The 17978-nt window shown below is 60.2% G+C and carries 18 protein-coding genes; 13 read left to right on the top strand and 5 right to left on the bottom strand.

Going from position 1 to position 17978, the window contains the following annotated elements; genetic code table 11:
- The first annotated feature begins 39 nt into the window (after positions 1-39).
- The 4 genes from WMP97_RS04010 (at position 40) to WMP97_RS03995 (ending at position 3561) form a co-directional block, all read left to right on the top strand.
- Positions 40-231, top strand: a complete 192-nt coding sequence (locus tag WMP97_RS04010) for a hypothetical protein (RefSeq protein ID WP_049383615.1) — start codon at positions 40-42, stop codon at positions 229-231.
- A 119-nt stretch (positions 232-350) separates the two neighbouring features.
- A complete protein-coding gene (trpS, locus tag WMP97_RS04005) occupies positions 351-1376 on the top strand; it encodes a tryptophan--tRNA ligase (RefSeq protein WP_340439861.1) in 1026 nt (341 codons plus the stop codon).
- A gap of 102 nt (positions 1377-1478) precedes the next feature.
- Positions 1479-2558 carry a YhjD/YihY/BrkB family envelope integrity protein gene (locus WMP97_RS04000; protein WP_340439860.1) on the top strand — a complete coding sequence of 360 codons (1080 nt, stop codon included), beginning with the start codon at positions 1479-1481 and terminating at the stop codon, positions 2556-2558.
- A 55-nt stretch (positions 2559-2613) separates the two neighbouring features.
- A complete protein-coding gene (locus tag WMP97_RS03995; protein WP_239205841.1) occupies positions 2614-3561 on the top strand; it encodes an RDD family protein in 948 nt (315 codons plus the stop codon).
- On the opposite strand, the gene WMP97_RS03990 is transcribed toward WMP97_RS03995, so the two are convergent.
- Positions 3524-4717 (bottom strand): D-alanyl-D-alanine carboxypeptidase family protein, encoded by a 1194-nt coding sequence (locus tag WMP97_RS03990; protein ID WP_239205843.1) that lies wholly within the window; start codon positions 4715-4717, stop codon positions 3524-3526. The genes WMP97_RS03995 and WMP97_RS03990 overlap by 38 nt on opposite strands.
- Positions 4718-4756: 39 nt before the next feature.
- Here WMP97_RS03990 and WMP97_RS03985 point away from each other — a divergent pair, with 39 nt between their 5' ends.
- The 3 genes from WMP97_RS03985 to WMP97_RS03975 are packed head-to-tail and all read left to right on the top strand — an operon-like array spanning position 4757 to position 7378.
- Positions 4757-5647, top strand: a complete 891-nt coding sequence (locus WMP97_RS03985) for an adenosine deaminase (protein ID WP_340439859.1) — start codon at positions 4757-4759, stop codon at positions 5645-5647.
- A 21-nt stretch (positions 5648-5668) separates the two neighbouring features.
- Positions 5669-6346, top strand: coding sequence for a type 1 glutamine amidotransferase domain-containing protein (locus tag WMP97_RS03980; protein WP_301732312.1), 678 nt, complete (start codon positions 5669-5671; stop codon positions 6344-6346).
- Positions 6347-7378, top strand: coding sequence for an alpha/beta hydrolase (locus tag WMP97_RS03975; protein WP_340439858.1), 1032 nt, complete (start codon positions 6347-6349; stop codon positions 7376-7378).
- Positions 7379-7571: 193 nt separating this feature from the next.
- On the opposite strand, the gene WMP97_RS03970 is transcribed toward WMP97_RS03975, so the two are convergent.
- The 3 genes from WMP97_RS03970 to WMP97_RS03960 are packed head-to-tail and all read right to left on the bottom strand — an operon-like array spanning position 7572 to position 10079.
- Positions 7572-8810 carry a hypothetical protein gene (locus tag WMP97_RS03970; protein ID WP_239208257.1) on the bottom strand — a complete coding sequence of 413 codons (1239 nt, stop codon included), beginning with the start codon at positions 8808-8810 and terminating at the stop codon, positions 7572-7574.
- 51 nt (positions 8811-8861) lie between these two features.
- Positions 8862-9800, bottom strand: a complete 939-nt coding sequence (locus tag WMP97_RS03965) for a C40 family peptidase (RefSeq protein ID WP_301732315.1) — start codon at positions 9798-9800, stop codon at positions 8862-8864.
- The gene (locus WMP97_RS03960; RefSeq protein ID WP_049383645.1) at positions 9801-10079 is read right to left on the bottom strand and encodes a hypothetical protein; all 279 of its coding nucleotides are present in this window, start codon (positions 10077-10079) and stop codon (positions 9801-9803) included.
- Positions 10080-10136: 57 nt separating this feature from the next.
- Between WMP97_RS03960 and upp the strand changes: the two genes are divergently transcribed.
- The 4 genes from upp to WMP97_RS03940 all read left to right on the top strand — a co-directional run bounded on the left by upp (position 10137) and on the right by WMP97_RS03940 (position 13976).
- Complete coding sequence (gene upp, locus WMP97_RS03955; protein WP_239205855.1) at positions 10137-10772, top strand: uracil phosphoribosyltransferase; 636 nt, start codon at positions 10137-10139, stop codon at positions 10770-10772.
- Positions 10773-10882: 110 nt separating this feature from the next.
- Positions 10883-11194, top strand: a complete 312-nt coding sequence (locus WMP97_RS03950) for a helix-turn-helix domain-containing protein (RefSeq protein WP_445293079.1) — start codon at positions 10883-10885, stop codon at positions 11192-11194.
- 93 nt (positions 11195-11287) lie between these two features.
- Positions 11288-12478, top strand: coding sequence for a M20 family metallopeptidase (locus WMP97_RS03945; protein WP_049359615.1), 1191 nt, complete (start codon positions 11288-11290; stop codon positions 12476-12478).
- A 70-nt stretch (positions 12479-12548) separates the two neighbouring features.
- Entirely contained in the window at positions 12549-13976 is a 1428-nt protein-coding gene (locus WMP97_RS03940) for an NAD(P)H-quinone dehydrogenase (RefSeq protein WP_023020677.1), read from the top strand.
- Positions 13977-14048: 72 nt separating this feature from the next.
- Here the strand turns inward: WMP97_RS03940 and WMP97_RS03935 are convergent, their stop codons facing one another.
- Positions 14049-15362, bottom strand: coding sequence for a short-chain fatty acyl-CoA regulator family protein (locus WMP97_RS03935; RefSeq protein ID WP_340439857.1), 1314 nt, complete (start codon positions 15360-15362; stop codon positions 14049-14051).
- A gap of 167 nt (positions 15363-15529) precedes the next feature.
- Here WMP97_RS03935 and prpD point away from each other — a divergent pair, with 167 nt between their 5' ends.
- Together prpD and prpB are read left to right on the top strand one after the other, a co-directional pair.
- Positions 15530-17041, top strand: a complete 1512-nt coding sequence (prpD, locus tag WMP97_RS03930) for a 2-methylcitrate dehydratase PrpD (RefSeq protein WP_340439856.1) — start codon at positions 15530-15532, stop codon at positions 17039-17041.
- A complete protein-coding gene (gene prpB / locus WMP97_RS03925; protein WP_340439855.1) occupies positions 17041-17973 on the top strand; it encodes a methylisocitrate lyase in 933 nt (310 codons plus the stop codon). The genes prpD and prpB overlap by 1 nt, the downstream gene beginning before the upstream one ends.
- Positions 17974-17978: the final 5 nt, after the last annotated feature.

Genomic DNA, 17978 nt, shown 5'->3' with positions numbered 1-17978 from the left:
TAGGTCAAAAAATTCAGTAATCTGCAACGGAGAAAGTTCATGGCTCGCGCAATTATTTCTTTCGTCCTCGGCGCTGTAATCCTCGGCCTGAGCATCTGGTGGTGGACCGTTGTTGGTCCGTCCTTCGCTTTCCTCGGCCCCATCGTGCTCATGGGCGTGGGCGGCGCGCTGATGGTTTCCGGTTGGGCCATCCTGATGGACGTGGTCAGCCCCACCTCCCGCAAGATTTAAAATCTTTGCGTCGCATTCCCTCTGCCCTCCGGGCGGGGGGGAATTTTTCGATCCGGGAGGGACACTGCTGGGGAAGGATGTGGACCGCGCGCCGGAGCTAGGGGGTAGGATAAAGCACCATGACTGCAGACAATTCCACCGTTTCCCGCGTCCTGTCCGGAATCCAACCCACCGCTGATTCCTATCACCTGGGTAATTACCTGGGAGCGCTCAAGCAGTGGATTGACCTGCAGGACGGCTATGATGCCTTCTACTTCATCCCTGACCTGCACGCGATAACCGTAGAGCAAAAACCCGAGGAGCTGCGCAACCGCACCATCGCGGGTGCCGCCCAGCTTATTGCCCTAGGCATTGACCCGGACAAGTCCACGCTCTTCGTCCAGTCGCATGTGCCTGCGCACACGGAGTTGACCTGGGTCTTTCAGTGCCTGACCGGTTTTGGTGAGGCCTCCCGTATGACCCAGTTCAAGGATAAGTCCGCCAAGCAGGGATCGGACCGCACCTCGGTGGGCCTATTTACCTACCCGATCCTCATGGCCGCAGATATTTTGCTCTACTCGCCGGATTATGTGCCCGTGGGCGAAGACCAGCGCCAGCACCTGGAGTTGACCCGCAACCTGGCCGAGCGCTTCAACAATAAGTACGGCGATACCTTCAAGGTGCCCGAGCCGTTTATCCCAGAGGGCGCGGCCAAGATTTATGACCTGCAGGAGCCGACCTCCAAGATGTCTAAGTCCGGAGCCAACCCCAAGGGTTTGGTCAACCTCTTAGATGCGCCGAAGACCTCGGCTAAGCGCATTAAGTCCGCCGTGACGGATGACTTGGGTTCGGTAGCCTTTGACCGCGAAAATCAGCCGGGTGTATCTAACCTATTGGTCATCCAGTCCGCGCTGACCGGTGAATCCATCGATTCCTTGGTGGAGAAGTACGCCGACCAGGGCTATGGCCACCTCAAGGTCGATACCGCAGATGCGCTGCAGGAATTTACCACTCCGCTCAAGGCACGCTTTGATGAGCTGATGGCGGATCGCGGCGAGCTCGAGCGCATTCTGGCCAAGGGCGCAGAGACGGCGCAAGAGATTGCCCAGCCGCTTGTCGACGACGTCTATGAAAAGGTCGGCTTCCTTCCTCGCCTGCGCAAGTAGTCGGCGGCTGCTTCTCCCATGCACCACCCCACAAAGGGACAAGTGGGCATTTGCCAGTTACTCTAGGTGGGATAAAAACTGTGCGAGCAAGAAGGGAAGCACGTGCCTACCACCACGCAATCCTCCTCGAAGAAGACGGACCACTACGGCATCGAACGCGCTAATGCCGACGAACCTGGTGCGGTAGATAAGATCCGCGCCAAGTCCAGATTCGTTGATCACCTGATGCGCATGAACGAGCGCTATGGTGCAGAAGGCGGCAATCAATTTGCCGCCGGCATCACCTATTACTCGGTGCTATCCATCTTCCCGCTCGCGATGCTGATCGTGGCTACCGTCGCCGCCGTCTTGGCTAACCGCGAGGACTTGCTCAATGATTTGCAGTCCCAGATCACCAGCTCGCTAGATGGCGATATGGGCGATACGGTCAATGAGATTCTCGATACGGCCATTGAACAGCGCGGGGCCATGTTCGGTATCGGTGGTTTGACCACCCTGTGGTCTGGACTGGGCTGGATGAATAACCTGCGCATTGGCATCTCGGCCATGTGGGGCATCGACGCCAACGAAGGCGGTTCCTTCCTGAAGAAGAAGCTCTCTGACTTGGTAGGCCTCATCGGCCTTATCGTGGCGTTCCTCATCGCCTTTGGCGTAACTGCCGCAGGTTCCTCCGGTCTTACCCAGAAGATTTTTGAGAAGGTCGGCATCGAGTCCTTCCCGGGTATGGACTTTGTGATTTTCTTTGTCGGCTTGGCAGTGGGCCTATTGGCTAACTTCATCGTCATGTGGTGGATGATTATGATCTTGCCGCGCACCAAAGTGCCGAAAAAATCTGGCCTCATCGGTGCGGCCATCGGTGCGGTGGCTTTCGAGCTGCTCAAGCAGCTGTCTACGGTCATCATGTCTTCTGCTACCGGCAGCCCGGCCGGCGCGGTCTTCGGTCCGGTCATCGTGCTCATGGTGGTCATGTACCTGATTTGGCGCGTGGTGCTGTATATCTCTGCGTGGACCGCCACCACCGCCGAGTCCCTGAAGTTTGCGCACCCGCCCGTCCCAGAGCCAGCCGTTATTCGCGTGCGCAATGAGGCCAAGGAGGGCGCACCGGCAGGCGCGACCTTTGGCATTGGTGCTGCTTTGGGTGCTGCGGCCGTGGGTGCGTTTAGCTTGCTGCGCCGCAAGTAAATCTCCTCCTAAGGGGTGAGGACGCCGCTGCTATTCGGCTTTAAGATAGAACATTATGAACGCCAATGACATCGCACCGAATCTTTATGAAGAATGGGGACTAGACCGCCGCGATGGCGAGCGGGAACTCTTAGTTTTACTGGAGTCCAAGGATTTGTCGCTAGAGCAGCAAGGTCAAGACATCGAGGACCCGCGGCGTGCGCAGCTCCGCATCGCCGCCAGCGTCTTGGGGTCTGCTGCGAAGCGCGCGGAATACGATAAGGCGTGTGAGACGGGTCTGCGCCCCACGTGGGGTGACTTGGGACAGCTGGGCGCGATAGGCCAGTGGAGCCCACGGCCGCAGCAACAGCAGCAGCCGCAGCAGTCGCAGCAGGCTCAGTTTTTTCAGTCTGGTCAGGCGGCAGGACCGGGGTACCAAGCGCACCAGGAACCACGATTTGCGCAGACTGCTAGCCCTTACGGGTCGCCGTATTCACGCAACCCCTTTGCCCCGCAGCACAATCCATTCCCGCCGGCAACGGCGAACGCGGCCGTCCCCGCACCGCTGCTACAACACCCAGCGCCTGAAATCAGTCAGCGCGCCGGTCAAGATGCGCGCATCGGAATGGCCATTTTGGACCTATTCTTTTTCTCACTCATCAGCGGTAGCTTCGGCGGCGCGCTGCTTTCTGGTGGTGTGGATGAACTCTCGACGTTTATCGGTGGTGCCATCATCTTGCTGCTCTACGTTTTGGGCACTGAGTGTTGGCTCGGCGCCAGCCCGGCCAAGCTGCTGATGGGCTACACAGTGCGCGATGTCGATACCAAAGAGCGGCTTAGCCTCACCCAGTCCGCAAAGCGTCAGTGGTGGCGCCTAGTCAATATTGTGCCGGGACCTGGTACCTTCGCCAGCTGGGTGGGTGCCGGCGTGCACACCTTCACCATTACGGAGAAAAATAACCGCCGCGGCTCCCACGATGAGTGGGCTAACGCCGAAGTAGTGAAAAAGCACCCACGCAAATAGCCAGCAAAGCTACAGCGCCAGCGATGACCCAGCCAAGCCACCCCTGCACCCCAGCTAAAGAGGAGTTTGCAGATTGTGCCTGGGTATCGGGCGCAGGTGTGGGTGCGGGGGAGGCAGGAGAGTCGGCGTCGGCAAGCAGCTGGCCTACGCCATCCCCAGGGGAAACCTTATAGGCCTCGTACAAAAGCTTTTGGGCCTGTTCCCAGGCACGCGGGCCGTGCTCCACGGTGGTATCGAGCAGGACCGCCTGCAAGCGCCGACCATGGCGATCGAGCGCACCGACGAAGGTATGGTGCGCATCATCGGTAAAACCCGTCTTGCCACCAATGCCGTCCGGATCGTTGAGGAAAAGCCCGTTATCGTTGCCTAATTGGTAGCCGTCAAAATCTCCCCAGCCGGGAAAATCCACGGACTCCGTATCGACAATGCGCGCAAAGGTCGGGTTATGGAAGGCCGCGCGGTAAATGCGGGAAATATCCTCGGCCGAGGTAGACATCCCCGGGGCGTCGAGCCCGGAGTAGCTGGCCGCAAAGGTGGAATTCGTGCCAATCTCGGCCGCCTTGTCATTGACCTTGCGCAAAGTGACCTCGTCGCCACCCAATTCCTGTGCCAGCGCGTGCGCGGCATCGTTGCCGGAGGCCATAAGCAATCCTTCAAGGAGCTGCTCCACCGTGTATTTGCCACCGGGACCGATGCCCACCGCAGAGCCGTCAATCTGTGCAGATTCTTCGCCTACCTCGACCTTCTTGTGCAGATCCAGTTCGTCGATGACCACGAGCGCCAGCAGCGCCTTAATGATAGAGGCCGGCCGGTAGCGGCCGTTAGGGTCCTTCATCGCGATAATCTCGCCGGTATCGATATCGGAGACCATCCATGCTGCGGCCACTACATCCTTGTCCACATGGAACCCCGCAGGCAGGGTAGTGCCACAGGCCTCATCGCTATCCACCGGCGGCAGCGGGGTGGGAGAGGCTTGCCCGGGGGCGAGCCGCTCCGAGGTGGTAGTGGCCTTTTCCGGCCGCTCGGCGTGGGGGCACCTATCGGTATCCGGGGCAGTGGTTCGCGTGGTGGTAGGAGTAGTCGGCGCTTCCGCCAGCGCGAGCGGTGGGCCGCTCAGCAAGACGGCGGTGAGAGAACTAGCGAGAATTCTTTTCATGACATGACACATCTTAGGCCCGTGCCTACGATGGGACGCATGCATGACGCGCCTTTGATTAGCCCTGAAAACAAGGACTCCGCCGCCGACGTGGTGGCCAAGCTTCCTAAGATCTCCCTCTTTGAGACCATTACCTCCACGGCCGCTACGCCGGAGGAGCTTACCGCGACCATCCGTGAGCGCTACGAGGCCTTGGCCGCAGACGGCGTGGTCTACGCAGAGGTGCACCTAGACCCCGCAGAGCTTGGCCTCGACGCTGCCGCTGTGGTGGAGGCCGCCGCAGCCGCCTGCATCGCTGGTCTTGACTCCCGCCTTGTCCTCGCTGGCTCTGCCCCAGAGGAAGCAGTGCCTGATGATGCCCCCGTGGTGGGTTATAGCCTGCCGCAGGGCCAAGCGAGCGGGGCCGCAGATTTTCGTGCGGCTTACCTGCCCACCCAGATCCAGGTGGGAGAAGACTTCGCAGAAGTAGAACGTGCCGCCCAGGCAGGCGTGAATCGCCTGATCCATCCGGTCAATATGATCGATGACTTCAGCGCGAATATTGAGGGCATTGTGCCCGGCCAGGCCTCTGGATACATCCGCGACCGTCACATCCCGCTCGTCTTTACTCCCCTTGAGGAAACCGAGGACCTCAATGACCACCCGCTGCCACTGCTGCAGCAACTGGGCTTTACCTGCACCATTTCCTCTGGTGATACCACGCTGACCAAGCAGTTCCTCGCGCTAAGCGAGGCCTTCGGGTATGGGCTGGAGGAATTTTTCGCTCTCACCGTCAAAGCGGTAGAGAATTCCTTCGCTGACCAGGAATTACGGCAGCATCTGCTAGAAACGGTTATCCTGCCAGCATACGAGGAATTATCTGATCCGGAGCTTGCTGGCCCGGACACGGAGGAATCCCTCGCTGATGCGGCAGACGCCGCTGAAGAGTAGAAACGATTAAAGGAGAATTACATGACTTCTGTACTTTTTGTTGTTACCGCCGCTGAGGAATGGACCCTGGCCGATGGCACCAAGCGCCCGACCGGTTATTGGGCCGAGGAGCTTATTGCCCCGCACCGCGTCTTCCAGGGCGCGGGCTGGGATATCCACTTCGCCACCCCGGGTGCGAAGGCTCCGGTCGTAGACGAGTACAGCCTGGAGGTACTGCCAGACAACGTGCGTGAGGCACAGGAGAACTACCTGGCAGAGTTGGGCGTAGCGCTTGAGAACCCGATGAACCTGGCCGATGTCAATGAGGAAAACTATGACCTCATCTTCTACCCAGGTGGCCACGGTCCAATGGAGGATCTGGCCTATGACCAGGATTCCGCTAAGCTCTTGCAGGCTCGCATGGATTCTGGCCGCGCCCTCGGCTTGGTCTGCCATGCCCCGGCAGCGATGCTGGCAGTGGATAACGAGAACTGGCCGTTCAAGGGCTACAAGATGACCGCCTTTAGCAATGCAGAGGAAGGCGAGGAGATGGTTGCCGCCGCTAAGTGGGCGCTGGAGACCCGCCTGCGTGAGCTCGGCGCGGATTACCAGGAAACCGATCCCATGTCCCCGAACGTGATTGTGGACCGCAACCTCTATACCGGTCAGAACCCGGCATCTTCCGAGCCGTTGGCACAGCGCATCCTGCGCGACTTCTAAATGCACATACCGCGAGTTCTCAAGGCCGGGGCAGCCCTAACCGGGGTTGCCGCGGCCGCGGGGGCGGTGGCGTATGGGCTAAGCCGCCGGCCGTACCTGCGCGAGGTGGCACCGGGGTTGCGCAGCCCGGTTTTATATCTGCCGATGCATGTGCTTCCCGACGCCACCTTTGCCCACGCCAGCCGCTTCTTCGCCACCATCGACTTTTCTCGACCAATCCGGCATGCGGTGGACATTACGGAGTTTTCCGCCTCCTTCGATGGCCACGCTTTTAGCGCCCGCGTACTTACCCCACGCGGCGCTACCGCAGGGGCAGCCGCATCAGGACCGCGCCCCGTGGTGGTGTGGACGCACGGCGGCGGCCATCTCATCGGTGGGCCTGCTATGTATGACCCGCAAAATGCTCGCATGGCGGCCGAGTTCGGCGCCATCGTGGTGGCTCCGCGCTACCATAAATCCACCCAGGAGCCGTTCCCCGCGGACCATGATGAGTGCTACGCGGCGCTGCGCTGGGTGCAAGAACACGGCGATACCTTGGGCGGGGATACCTCGCGCATCGCCGTCGCCGGTGATAGCGCAGGCGGCGGACTCGCCGCAGGCTTGGTTCAACGTGCCTTCGACGAGGGGCACCCGGTCCGCGCGCTCGGATTGGTCTATCCCATGCTCGATCACCGCACCACGGATAAGTCCGGCGCGGTGGGCCAATTCATTTGGACGGCCGGCTCGAACCGCGGCGCGTGGTCCATGTACCTGGGAAACGATCACCTGGATGTTGACCTGCCGCGCTATGCTTCGCCGGCCACGCGCGGCGATCTCTCCGGCCTGCCGCCGACCTGGATCGGAGTCGGTGGCATCGACCTCTTCTGCGATGAATCCGTCGCCTTTGCTCGAGCCCTCGACGCGGCTGGCGTGGAAACCACTTTGGACGTGTGGGCCGGCGCCTACCACGGGTTTGACCAAATTAAACCCAAGGCCCCGCAATCGCGTGAGCTTATCGACGCCCTCATTGACCACCTCCGCCGCCACCTTTAGAGTCACATACTGGGGGAGGTCAAGCGATGAACTACAACACGCACGTGTCGTGGGCGTTGTTTTCGCCAGCCTTGCCGGCGCCGATGATGCCAAGAAAAAGAAGTACGGGGCCACTAAACGCAGAAAGGCCGCCCTTTCTCCTCCTACCTGCTATGAGATGCGGGAAAGATAAGGCGGCGCAGACCGTGCGGGTTTAGAACTTGGAGAAGCGCTTGATGAGCATGTCTTCCAAGCCCTTCCACGACTCGGCGTGCTCGGTATAAGGCTTGGAGGGGACATAGCCGGCGTGTTCGGTAGAGCCGAGCATGTAGCCCAAGTAGTCCTGCAGGCGGGGGTTGGCCAGCATATAGGAGTTAATGGAATCGTCGCCCGCCCAGTCGGCGGCATCGGCGCATACTTCGTAGCAACGCGCCATCTGATCAGAATCGACGGCCTCTGGGCCCTTTTCGATATCGCGCACAATGCCATTGAAAGAGTACTGGTTATCCGGGTGGACCTGTACCTCCAATTCGCCGGCGTTGGCAGCGGAGACAACCTCTTCCCAGGTGGATACGCGGGCTAGGTCGTGGTCATCGTTGTCCATGATCCAGCGCACCAAGGTCTTCGGGGAATCGAAGGTGAAGATCTCTCCCCACTTGCCCAAGAAAATGGGCTTGCCGTCCAGGTAGGTGCGCAAGGTGTAGACGGACTTGGATTGTGCGGTGATCTTGATGGGATCGATGCCGGCGGCGGCCCACGGGGAATTATCGTACGGGTCGGCTGCCTCGGCGGCGGCCTTGCGCTTTTCCTCGGCTTCCTTGGCCGCAGCGGCGGAGGCGGCGGCAGCAGAAGAGATGCGCTCCTTGGCATCGGAAACCTTGGCCGCGTCAAAGTCATCGGTGGAGACCACGCGAACGTGCTGATCCAGATCCTCGATGACTCCCTTCCAATTGCCGGCGATGACGTGGCCCACGCCGGACCACTCGCTCATGCCCTGCTCGCCGGAGTAGTGGTCGGCGCCGCGGGAGACATTGCGCAGAATGGAGTGGGAAGCGAAGAAGATGGTGGTGTGTTCTGCACCGGCGACGTCAGCAAGCGCGGAGGCAATCTCCAGGTTGCGGGCCACGGTGGACACGTTCTGGTGGCTCGGGCGACCAGCCAGTGCCTCCGGCATGCCGATGAGGTCATACTCATCGCGCCCGGCTGGGGTAACGCGGTCGGCATCGCGGCCGGCAAACTGGTCCCACTGCGGGTGATCCAGCAAATCGTGCTTGGTGCCAGACTCCACGAAGCACAGCAGCTCGGCCGGCGAGTTAAAAGCTAAGACAGCCTCATCATCGCCTAGAAAGGCCTGCCACTCGGAGCCACTTTGGCGCCACTTGGGTGCCCAGAGGGTATAAAAATCGCCCTCGGTCAGCGAGAGCTTTACAGGTACAATTGCGCGGGTGCTCATGGCGTTTTAGTCTACCCAACGCCTCAAGTACCGCGCGAGAGCGCATCGGCCTTAGGCCGTGGGGCGCCAAAATCCTTTGAATTGCATGCCCATATTTGTAGTGCGCAGCGGGTTGGTTTGCACCGGATCTCCAGCCTCTACTATTTCGCCATTGCCGGAATACATTGCTACGTGCCCATCCCAGACCACCAGGTCACCGGGCTGCAATTGATCCGCGCTGACCTGCTGACCGATGGCTTGCTGGTCCGCAGTGCGCGGTAACTCCACCCCGGCCTGGGAGTAGGCCCATTGGGTAAGCCCCGAACAATCAAAGCCGCCGTTTCCGGTACCTCCCCATACATAGGGCTGGCCCACTTGGCTCTTCGCGGCGGCGACGGCAGCCTGACCGGCGGCAGAACCACCTTCGGCCGCGGGCTCTGGTGTGGGCGAGGGAGAGTGCGCTTCGTGTGCCGTGGCGTCGGCTCCAGCGCCTGCCGCAGGTTGTTCCGGAAGGGTAGTGGGATGTGGGGAGCTGGTGGGGTGCGCGGGGGCGTCGGCAAGCGCGGAGTGCACCGGCCGCTGCGCCACCGGTTGTAAAGATTGAGCGGCAGCGCTGAGATCACCCATCAGGCGTTGCACGCGAGCAGTAGCCATGCCCAGGTGCTGGGAGACAAGCGCGCGCAGCTTGGCCATGGCGGCGGCACGCGTGGACGGATCCAGCGAAAGAAGACCCAGCGCGGTGGGAAGTCCCTGGCGCAGCAATTGTGTCGCGATGCCCACCAGATCCCGGATGGTGCCTGTCACTAAGGTGCGGGCCTGGCCGAGCGCAGCCGAGATGGTTTCCTTATCGAGGTCGATGTTTTTGGCTGACTCGAGTAAAGGAGCGGGATTGCCGTGGGCGATGGCTGCCAAAGGCGCGGCGGCGGAAAGGTCCGGCACGCGGGGAAGCTCTACCTCCGGAAGCTGCGCCGGTTGCATAGTGGCGATCTGCTTGAGCGCGGTATCGAGCATCTACATCGCCGCCCCAAGATGCTGGCCTAGCGCGGCATCGGTATCTTCTGCCTCGCGCGACATCTGGAAACCGGAGTGGGCTACCTGCCCCATATCGTTGCGTAGCACGCTCATGCGCGCGCCCACATTATCGAGCGCGGCATGCACGGCCTCATTAAAAGCAGTGAAAGCGGAATCTTCAGGCAAAACGGGATGGGGCGGATTCTCCCCTTGGGACTGGGCATGCAGGTCGCGGGCAAGGTGGCGGGCATAGTCGGTATCGATCGTGAAAGGTCTCATGCCCTATTGGACTGCCCAATGGCCCATTTGGTTCCCAAAAAGTTTAAAGTGGTGGTCATGGACATCCACGTAGTAGACCACCCGCTAGCCGCCGCCCGCCTGACACTCATGCGCGATGCGCGCAGCGATAACTCCGCCTTCCGCGCCGCCTTAAAAGACTTGGGCGCCATGCTCGTGTACGAAGCATCCCGCGACCTTGCCGTGGAGAACTTCGACTGCGCCACCCCGGTTTCTACCGCCCAAGGCACCCGCCTGCAGGACCCGCCCATTATCGTGCCAATTATCCGCGCCGGGCTGGGCATGGTGGATCCGGCCCTGTCCATGATTCCGGATGCACAGGTCGGCTTTATCGGCATGGCCCGCAATGAAGAGACACACGAACCGGTGCCGTACTTGGAAGCACTGCCGGAAGATCTCACCGGCCGCACTGTGTTTGTGGTGGATCCGATGCTGGCTACCGGTGGTTCTCTGCTGCACGCATTGCGCCTACTTGCTGACCGCGGCGCCACCGATATCACCGCCATTTGCATGGTCTCGGCACAACCGGGCGTGGATGCGCTGGCCGAATCCGGCCTGCCGGTACGTTTGGTTACCGCCGCCATCGATCCTTCCCTGAATGAAGAGGCTTATATCGTGCCGGGCTTGGGCGATGCTGGCGACCGCCTCTACGGCCCGCGCAATATCGACCTTTAAGGTAGTGTTCTCCCTGGAAAGGCGACCGCACTTTCCAGGGGGAGTATATGAGTTTCATTCATTTAATGTGGTCGAGTTATGGCCACGGATTTTCACAGCAATTGCGGCGCGTGCGGAAACGTAGGGGGATTTCGCAACAGGCGCTCGCGGAGATTTCTGGGGTCTCCCGCAGCCAAATTTCCAATTTGGAGCGCAATGAAAATGGCGTGCATGCCATGGCCGACCCGCAGCTTTCTACGGTATATAAGCTGGCCCTAGCCCTAGAGATCCCGCCGGCGGTATTGCTGCCAGCCGGTGGGGACGTGGTGGAAGGGCACTTAGCTGACTCCGCGGTGGCGGCCGCCGAGGATGTCGCGCCCTTCCCACAGGGCTATGTGGACCGGCGGCGGTTTGCCGCTACGTGGAACGGGGCCTCGGCCTAGCGCGAGCCGTATCACCACCTGAGTTACTGAACCGCATGGTCTAGTTGTAGACTTTGCACCCAGACGTATTTCAACGACAGGGAAGGCACGCGGATGATCTCGGAATTCATCAACGAGTGGTTCAATGCCCACCGTGCGGAGGTCATCGCGTGGCGGCGCCATATCCACCGCCACCCGGAAACCGCGAACCAAGAGGTAGAAACCACCAACTTTCTCGCCTCAATCCTGCAGGACTACGGTCTGGTGCCCCAGCGTTTCCCACAGACCGGCCTCATGGTAGACATTGGCCCCGATACGGAATTAGGCCGATTAGCTTTCCGTGCGGATATTGATGCCCTGCCAGTTACCGAGGTCACCGGCCTGGAATATACCTCTGAGGTGCCCGGCAAGATGCATGCTTGCGGCCACGATGTACACACCACCGTGGCCCTCGGCTTGGCTTGCGCATTGGCGGATTTTCAGCGCGTCCACGCCCTGCCGCTGGGTATTCGAGTCATCTTCCAACCGGCCGAGGAAGTATGGGTCGGTGGGGCGACCGACGTTATTGAATGGGGCGCGCTGGAAGGCGTGCATTCTATTTTTGCCATCCACGCCGAGCCCAAGCTGCGCGTGGGGCGAATTGGTATTCGCGCTGGGGCGATTACCTCCGCCACTGACGTCGTGGAGCTCAATATCAAGGGCCCGGGTGGGCATACCTCCCGGCCACATCTTTCCGCCGATGTCGTCTATGCCCTTGGCAAGGTCATCACCGAACTGCCCGCGCTGCTTTCGCGCCGCGTTGACCCACGCACCGGCACCGTTTTGGTCTTTGGCCAGGTCAATTCCGGCTATGCGCCCAATGCCATTCCAGAGACCGGCAGCCTGACTGGCACGATGCGCACGGCCGATATTGGCATCTGGCGCGATATGCAAAGCCTCTTTACCGAACTGGTGGATCAAATCCTCGCGCCGGTAGGCGTAGAACATGAGCTGACCTATAACCGCGGCGTTCCACCGGTGCTTAACGACGACGTCGCAACCGCCCTGCTTGCCTCCGCCGCCCAATCCATCGACCCGCAGGCCGTGGTCCAAGCCCCGCAGTCCTCCGGTGGCGAAGACTTTTCTTGGTACCTGGAAAAGGTCCCTGGTTCCATGGCGCGGCTGGGCTGCTGGTCCGGCGAAGGCGAACAGCATGACCTGCACATGGGCGATCTCATCGTGGACGAGCGAGCCATCGGCGTGGGCATCAAACTCTTCGGCGCCGTGGTTGAGCAGTTCATAGGGGAGAATGCGGAGACAGACTAACGCGCTTTAAGGTCCCACACGTTAGACTCGTAAGCGACTTTTAAAGTGGAGCCGATAAAGGAGCAAGTGCGTGTTGAACCAGACCAAGCGAATCGTCATCATCGGCGGCGGCCCAGCCGGCTATGAGGCCGCGTTGGCAGGTGCTAAATATGGTGCAGAAATCACCATTATTGAAGACCAGGGCATGGGCGGCAACAGCGTTATCTTGGACTGTGTTCCTTCCAAGTCCTTCATCGCTGGTGCCAATATCAAGACCGACCTGCGCCGTGCCGAGGATATGGAACTTAACCAGGGCATTGGTCAGGCCCATCTTTCCTTGACCGCACTGAATAAGCGCGTGCAGGATCTGGCAAGCAAGCAGTCCTCCGATATCCGCGCCACTGTGGAGTCCCTGGGCGCACGCGTTATCGATGGCCGCGGCTATTTCCCAGAGGATCAGGAAGCCGATGCCTTCGGCGGCCATAAGGTCACTGCCGTATTCAATGAGGATGGCCACGAGGAAACCATTAACGCAGATCTCGTCTTGGTAGCTACCGGCGCCACCCCGCGCGTGCTACCTGGTGCGCAGCCGGATGGCGAACGCATCCTTACCTGGCAGCAGGTTTATAACCTCACCGAGCTGCCGGAGCACCTCATCGTCGTCGGTTCCGGCGTCACCGGTGCCGAGTTCGTCTCCGCCTTTGCGGAGCTGGGCGTTAAGGTCACCATGGTTGCCTCCCGCGACCGCATTTTGCCGCATGACGACGCCGACGCGGCCGACGTCCTCGAGACCGTGCTTAGCGAGCGCGGCGTTGAGCTGGAAAAGAACTGCCGCGTGGAAACCGTCAATCGCACCGAGGACGGCAATGTGCTGGTGACCACTCAAGACGGCCGCGAAATTACCGGTTCCCATGTCATCATGTCTATCGGCTCCATCCCGAATACCAAGGACTTGAAGCTGGAGAACGTTGGCGTGGAAACCGCCAAGTCTGGCCACATTCAGGTTGACCGCGTCTCCCGCACTAATATCGCGGGCATCTACGCCGCTGGCGACTGCTCTGACCTCTTCCCGTTGGCTTCCGTTGCTGCAATGCAGGGCCGCGTAGCTATGTATCACGCCCTCGGTGAGGGTGTGTCCCCTCTGCGTCTAAAGACCGTGGCTAACGCCGTCTTTACCCGCCCAGAGATTGCCGCTGTAGGCTTCACCCAGGCAGAAATCGAGGCCGGTGAGGTAGCCGCCCGCACCATCACCATGCCGCTGAATACCAACCCGCGCGCCAAGATGCGCTCGCTCCAGCACGGCTTTGTCAAGCTCTTCTGCCGCGCGACCTCCGGCCGCGTTATCGGTGGCGTCATCGTTGCACCGACCGCCTCCGAGCTCATTCTGCCCATCGCCATGGCCGTGACCAACCAGCTCACCGTAAATCAGCTGGCCGATTCCTTCGCCGTTTACCCGTCTCTGTCCGGCACCATTACCGAGGCCGCGCGACGCCTCGTGGCTCACGACGATCTGGAGTAAAGTTTCTTTCGGTTCCTTTCTTTTGCGCCCGCCTTGGTAACCAGCCTAGGGCGGGCGCTTTTGCATGCGTTGCTAGAAGGTGGAGTAGGAATGCTCGGCGGTGCGATTGAGCGAAACCTGGATGGGGCGATCTGCTTGTGGGAGGGCACGCTGGGGACAATGCTCACGGGGGCAAGCGGTACAGCCAGGGCCAATAGGGGTGGCGGCGGATACATCTAGATTGAGTGCATCGGCGTAGACAATGCGGTCGGCCTCAGAGATATCGCAGCCTAAGCCCACGGCGAATTCCTTGCGTGGGGTGCCCCAGGATTTTGCGGTTCCTTGCACAAAGCGGCCTATCCACAGGTAGGCATGGCCATCCGGCATGGCGGCTACCTGGCGAGTGATGCGGTTGGGCGTTTCAAAGGCGCGGTGGACTACCCACAGCGGGCAAGAGCCTCCTGAGCGGGCGAAGTGGAAGGCGGTGGAGGATTGGCGCTTGGAGATATTTCCAGCGCGGTCGGTACGGATGAAGGAAAAGGGAACACCGTTAAAACCCGGGCGCTGGAGAGTAGCCAAGCGTTGCGCGGTGGTTTCGAAACCGGTGCCAAAGTAGTTGCACAAAAGGTCGATATCGTAGCGGGTTTCCTCAGCTATCGAGAGGAACGGTTGATAGGGCATGGTGACCGCAGCAGCGAAGTATTGCGCGAGACCTAAAGTAGCTAATTCTTGGGCTTCGCCCGCCGGAAGCTCGGATACGAGGTTATCGCAGACATCGCGGTAGGCAAGCAGGCAATATTGGAGCGCCATTTCAAAGACTAGCTGGGCTTCGGAGAGGCCGTCGCGAAGCGCAAGCTCCCGGGTGTCAGGGTTGAAGCTGCGGCGTGGGCCCGGCCGGGAAAAGCGGACGGTAACGCCGAGGTCTTCGTGCATGCGGGAAGCTAGGCGGCCACGGCGAAGCACCCGGTCACCGAGCTGGCCGGCGAGCTCTTCTGCCAGCACATCGAGCTCGTGAATGTAATTATGGGCGTCGTAGAAAAAATCTCGCACGAGCTCAAAAGGGGAGCGCTCGCGCGCCGGAGCGCGGCTGGCGACATCGACGAAGCGGGGCATGAGTTCCGGAAAGCGTGAGGCGAGGTCGGCCAAGGAGTCTTCGGTTGCCTCGGGAAAGATCCGGCGCAGGTCGGTGATGGTGCGTGCATCGCGGTCGTTCGCAAAATAGCCGGGGTCCAGGTTAAAACGCTGGGCTAATTGCATAAGCACGGTGACGGTAAGCGGGCGCTGGTCGTTTTCGAGCTGGTTGAGGTAGCTGGTGGACAGCCCCAATTGTTTGGCCATCGCTACCTGTGTGAGTCCCCGTTGTTTGCGCAGTGCATGGATTCGTGCCCCCGCATAATGCTTGGTCATCGGTTGCTGTGCCGCCTTTCGCCGCTATGAGCAGTAGAAACCACAAACTTTGCAGATTTCACTGAGTCATTCCGCTAGATTACACACACCATACTTATAGTGCGTAACACATTCAAGCATTTAGTGTGAGCTACAACGCATTTACAGAGTGGAGGAGGACCCAACTAGTGAAGAACCACGAGGTAAGAACCCATAAATCCGCCGAGGATTTCCCTTATGAGGAACACTTGGCGTACAAGGTGGCAGAAGTAGCCGCGGATCCGGTAGAGGTTCCTGCCGAGACCACCGACATGATTATCAACCGCATTATCGATAATGCGGCCGTGGCGATGGCTTCCGCAGCGCGTGGCCCGGTAACCTCCGCCCGCCTCATGGCCCAGGCGCACCCGGTAAGTAAGGGAGGGGCCACGGTATTTGGCGTGGATGGTACTTACTCGGCCGAATGGGCCGCGCTTGCCAACGGCACCGCAGTCCGCGAGCTGGATTACCACGACACTTTCCTGGCTGCTGAATACTCGCACCCCGGGGATAATATCCCGCCGCTGCTTGCTACTGCCCAGCATAAGGGGCTTAACGGTCGAGACCTTATCCGGGGCATCGCTACCGGTTATGAAATCCAGGTCAACCTCGTGAAAGGCATGTGCCTGCACGAGCACAAGATTGATCACGTGGCACACCTCGGCCCTTCTGTAGCCGCCGGTATCGGCACCATGCTCGGTCTAGATAAGGACACCATCTACCAGGCGGTGGGCCAGGCGCTGCACACCACTACCGCCACCCGGCAATCCCGTAAGGGCTTGATTTCCTCTTGGAAAGCCTACGCCCCAGCCTTCGCGGGAAAGATGGCTATTGAAGCCGTTGACCGGGCGATGCGCGGAGAAGGTGCGCCGGCGCCCATCTGGGAAGGCGAGGATGGATTCATCGCGTGGATGCTGCATTCGCCGGAGCGCACCTACACGGTCCCCTTGCCAGAACCTGGCGAGGAAAAGCGCGCCATCTTGGATACCTATACCAAGGAACACTCGGCTGAATACCAGGCCCAAGCGCCCATCGATATGGCCTTTGCGCTAAAGAAAACCTTGGCAGAAAAGGGCCTGCAGACTGCGGACATCGAGTCCATTGTTCTGCACACCTCGCACCATACGCACTATGTCATCGGTACCGGTGCCAACGATCCACAAAAGATGGATCCCTCTGCTTCTCGCGAGACGCTGGATCACTCCATCATGTACATCTTTGCCGTAGCCCTCGAGGATGGCGAGTGGGACCACGAGGCTTCCTACGCGCCCGAGCGCGCCAACCGCCCGGAGACTATCGAGCTGTGGCACAAGATTTCCACTGTCGAAGACCCCGAGTGGACCCGCCGCTATCACTCCAACGACCTGTCTGAAAAGGCCTTCGGCGGCAAGGCGGTTATCACCTTCAAAGACGGCACCGTGGTAGAAGATGAACGCGCAGTTGCTGATGCCCATCCGCTGGGCGCGCGCCCATTTGCCCGCGAGCAGTACATAGAGAAATTCACCAAGCTTGCGGCCGGCATCGTGGAGGAGGCCGAACAAGAACGTTTCCTCAATGCGGTCCAGAACTTGGAAAACCTCACCGACCTGACCGAGCTCAACGTTCGGGTGACTGATGCTCACGTGGCCAGCGCGCCTGAGAAACCGAAAGGAATCTTCTAATGGCAGGACTATTTGGCTCTTTGAAAACTGCCGCGGAAAAGCGCCAGGATTTCCGCGCTCACCTTGAATCCAGCACCATTACCCGTCTGCCGGGCGCGTTCAATCCCCTGACCGCGCGCCTAATCCAGGATATCGGTGGTTTCGGCGGCGTTTATGTCTCCGGTGCGGTGCTGGCTAATGATTTGGGTCTTCCCGATATTGGCCTGACCACCCTGAGCGAGGTGGCGCAGCGCTCCGGGCAGATTGCTCGTGCGACGGATTTGCCTGTGCTTGTCGACGCCGACACTGGCTTCGGCGAACCCATGTCCGCCGCCCGCACCATCGCCGCACTCGAGGACGCTGGTCTTGCCGGCTGCCACCTTGAGGACCAAGTTAACCCGAAGCGCTGCGGGCATCTCGACGGCAAAGAAGTGGTGGACAAAGACATCATGGTCCGCCGCATTAGCGCCGCGGTCAACGAGCGGCGCGACCCGAATTTCATTATCTGCGCCCGCACCGACGCCGCAGGAGTAAACGGCATCGATGATGCCATCGACCGTGCCAAGGCCTATGCCGATGCTGGAGCAGACCTCATCTTCACCGAGGCGCTGTACCGGCCGGAAGATTTTGAGAAATTCCGCGTCGCGGTGGATACCCCACTGCTGGCAAATATGACCGAGTTCGGCAAAACCGAGCTGCTCTCGGCGCAACAGCTAGAAGACCTCGGCTATAACGCGGTTATTTGGCCCGTTTCCTCTTTCCGCGTGGCTATGGGGGCGACCGAAGACTTCCTGCGCGATATGCAAGAAACCGGGATTCAAACCGATTGGCTTGAGCGCATGCAACACCGCTCCCGCCTTTATGAACTGGTGCGCTACGAGGAATACAACGACTTCGATAAATCCGTATTCACCTACTCCAAAGACACCTACCAGCCCACTTTTGAAAGCTAAGGAGA

It is taken from the genome of Corynebacterium sp. KPL4072 (genome assembly GCF_037908395.1).
In the GTDB taxonomy this organism is placed as follows: Bacteria; Actinomycetota; Actinomycetes; order Mycobacteriales; family Mycobacteriaceae; genus Corynebacterium; species Corynebacterium kefirresidentii.
The sequence above is the reverse complement of the archived record's forward strand: the minus strand, read 5'-3'. Positions and strand labels throughout refer to the sequence as shown.

Excerpts from the sequence above, each read along its gene's own strand:
- WMP97_RS04010 (WP_049383615.1), top strand. The coding sequence starts at position 40 with ATGGCTCGCGCAATTATTTCTTTCGTCCTCGGCGCTGTAATCCTCGGC.
- WMP97_RS03945 (WP_049359615.1), top strand. The coding sequence starts at position 11,288 with ATGATCTCGGAATTCATCAACGAGTGGTTCAATGCCCACCGTGCGGAG.
- WMP97_RS03960 (WP_049383645.1), bottom strand. The coding sequence starts at position 10,079 with ATGAGACCTTTCACGATCGATACCGACTATGCCCGCCACCTTGCCCGC.
- WMP97_RS03980 (WP_301732312.1), top strand. The coding sequence starts at position 5,669 with ATGACTTCTGTACTTTTTGTTGTTACCGCCGCTGAGGAATGGACCCTG.
- WMP97_RS03990 (WP_239205843.1), bottom strand. The coding sequence starts at position 4,717 with ATGAAAAGAATTCTCGCTAGTTCTCTCACCGCCGTCTTGCTGAGCGGC.
- WMP97_RS03995 (WP_239205841.1), top strand. The coding sequence starts at position 2,614 with ATGAACGCCAATGACATCGCACCGAATCTTTATGAAGAATGGGGACTA.
- WMP97_RS03935 (WP_340439857.1), bottom strand. The coding sequence starts at position 15,362 with ATGACCAAGCATTATGCGGGGGCACGAATCCATGCACTGCGCAAACAA.
- WMP97_RS03975 (WP_340439858.1), top strand. The coding sequence starts at position 6,347 with ATGCACATACCGCGAGTTCTCAAGGCCGGGGCAGCCCTAACCGGGGTT.
- WMP97_RS03970 (WP_239208257.1), bottom strand. The coding sequence starts at position 8,810 with ATGAGCACCCGCGCAATTGTACCTGTAAAGCTCTCGCTGACCGAGGGC.
- WMP97_RS03985 (WP_340439859.1), top strand. The coding sequence starts at position 4,757 with ATGCATGACGCGCCTTTGATTAGCCCTGAAAACAAGGACTCCGCCGCC.
- prpB (WP_340439855.1), top strand. The coding sequence starts at position 17,041 with ATGGCAGGACTATTTGGCTCTTTGAAAACTGCCGCGGAAAAGCGCCAG.
- WMP97_RS03965 (WP_301732315.1), bottom strand. The coding sequence starts at position 9,800 with ATGCTCGATACCGCGCTCAAGCAGATCGCCACTATGCAACCGGCGCAG.
- trpS (WP_340439861.1), top strand. The coding sequence starts at position 351 with ATGACTGCAGACAATTCCACCGTTTCCCGCGTCCTGTCCGGAATCCAA.
- upp (WP_239205855.1), top strand. The coding sequence starts at position 10,137 with ATGGACATCCACGTAGTAGACCACCCGCTAGCCGCCGCCCGCCTGACA.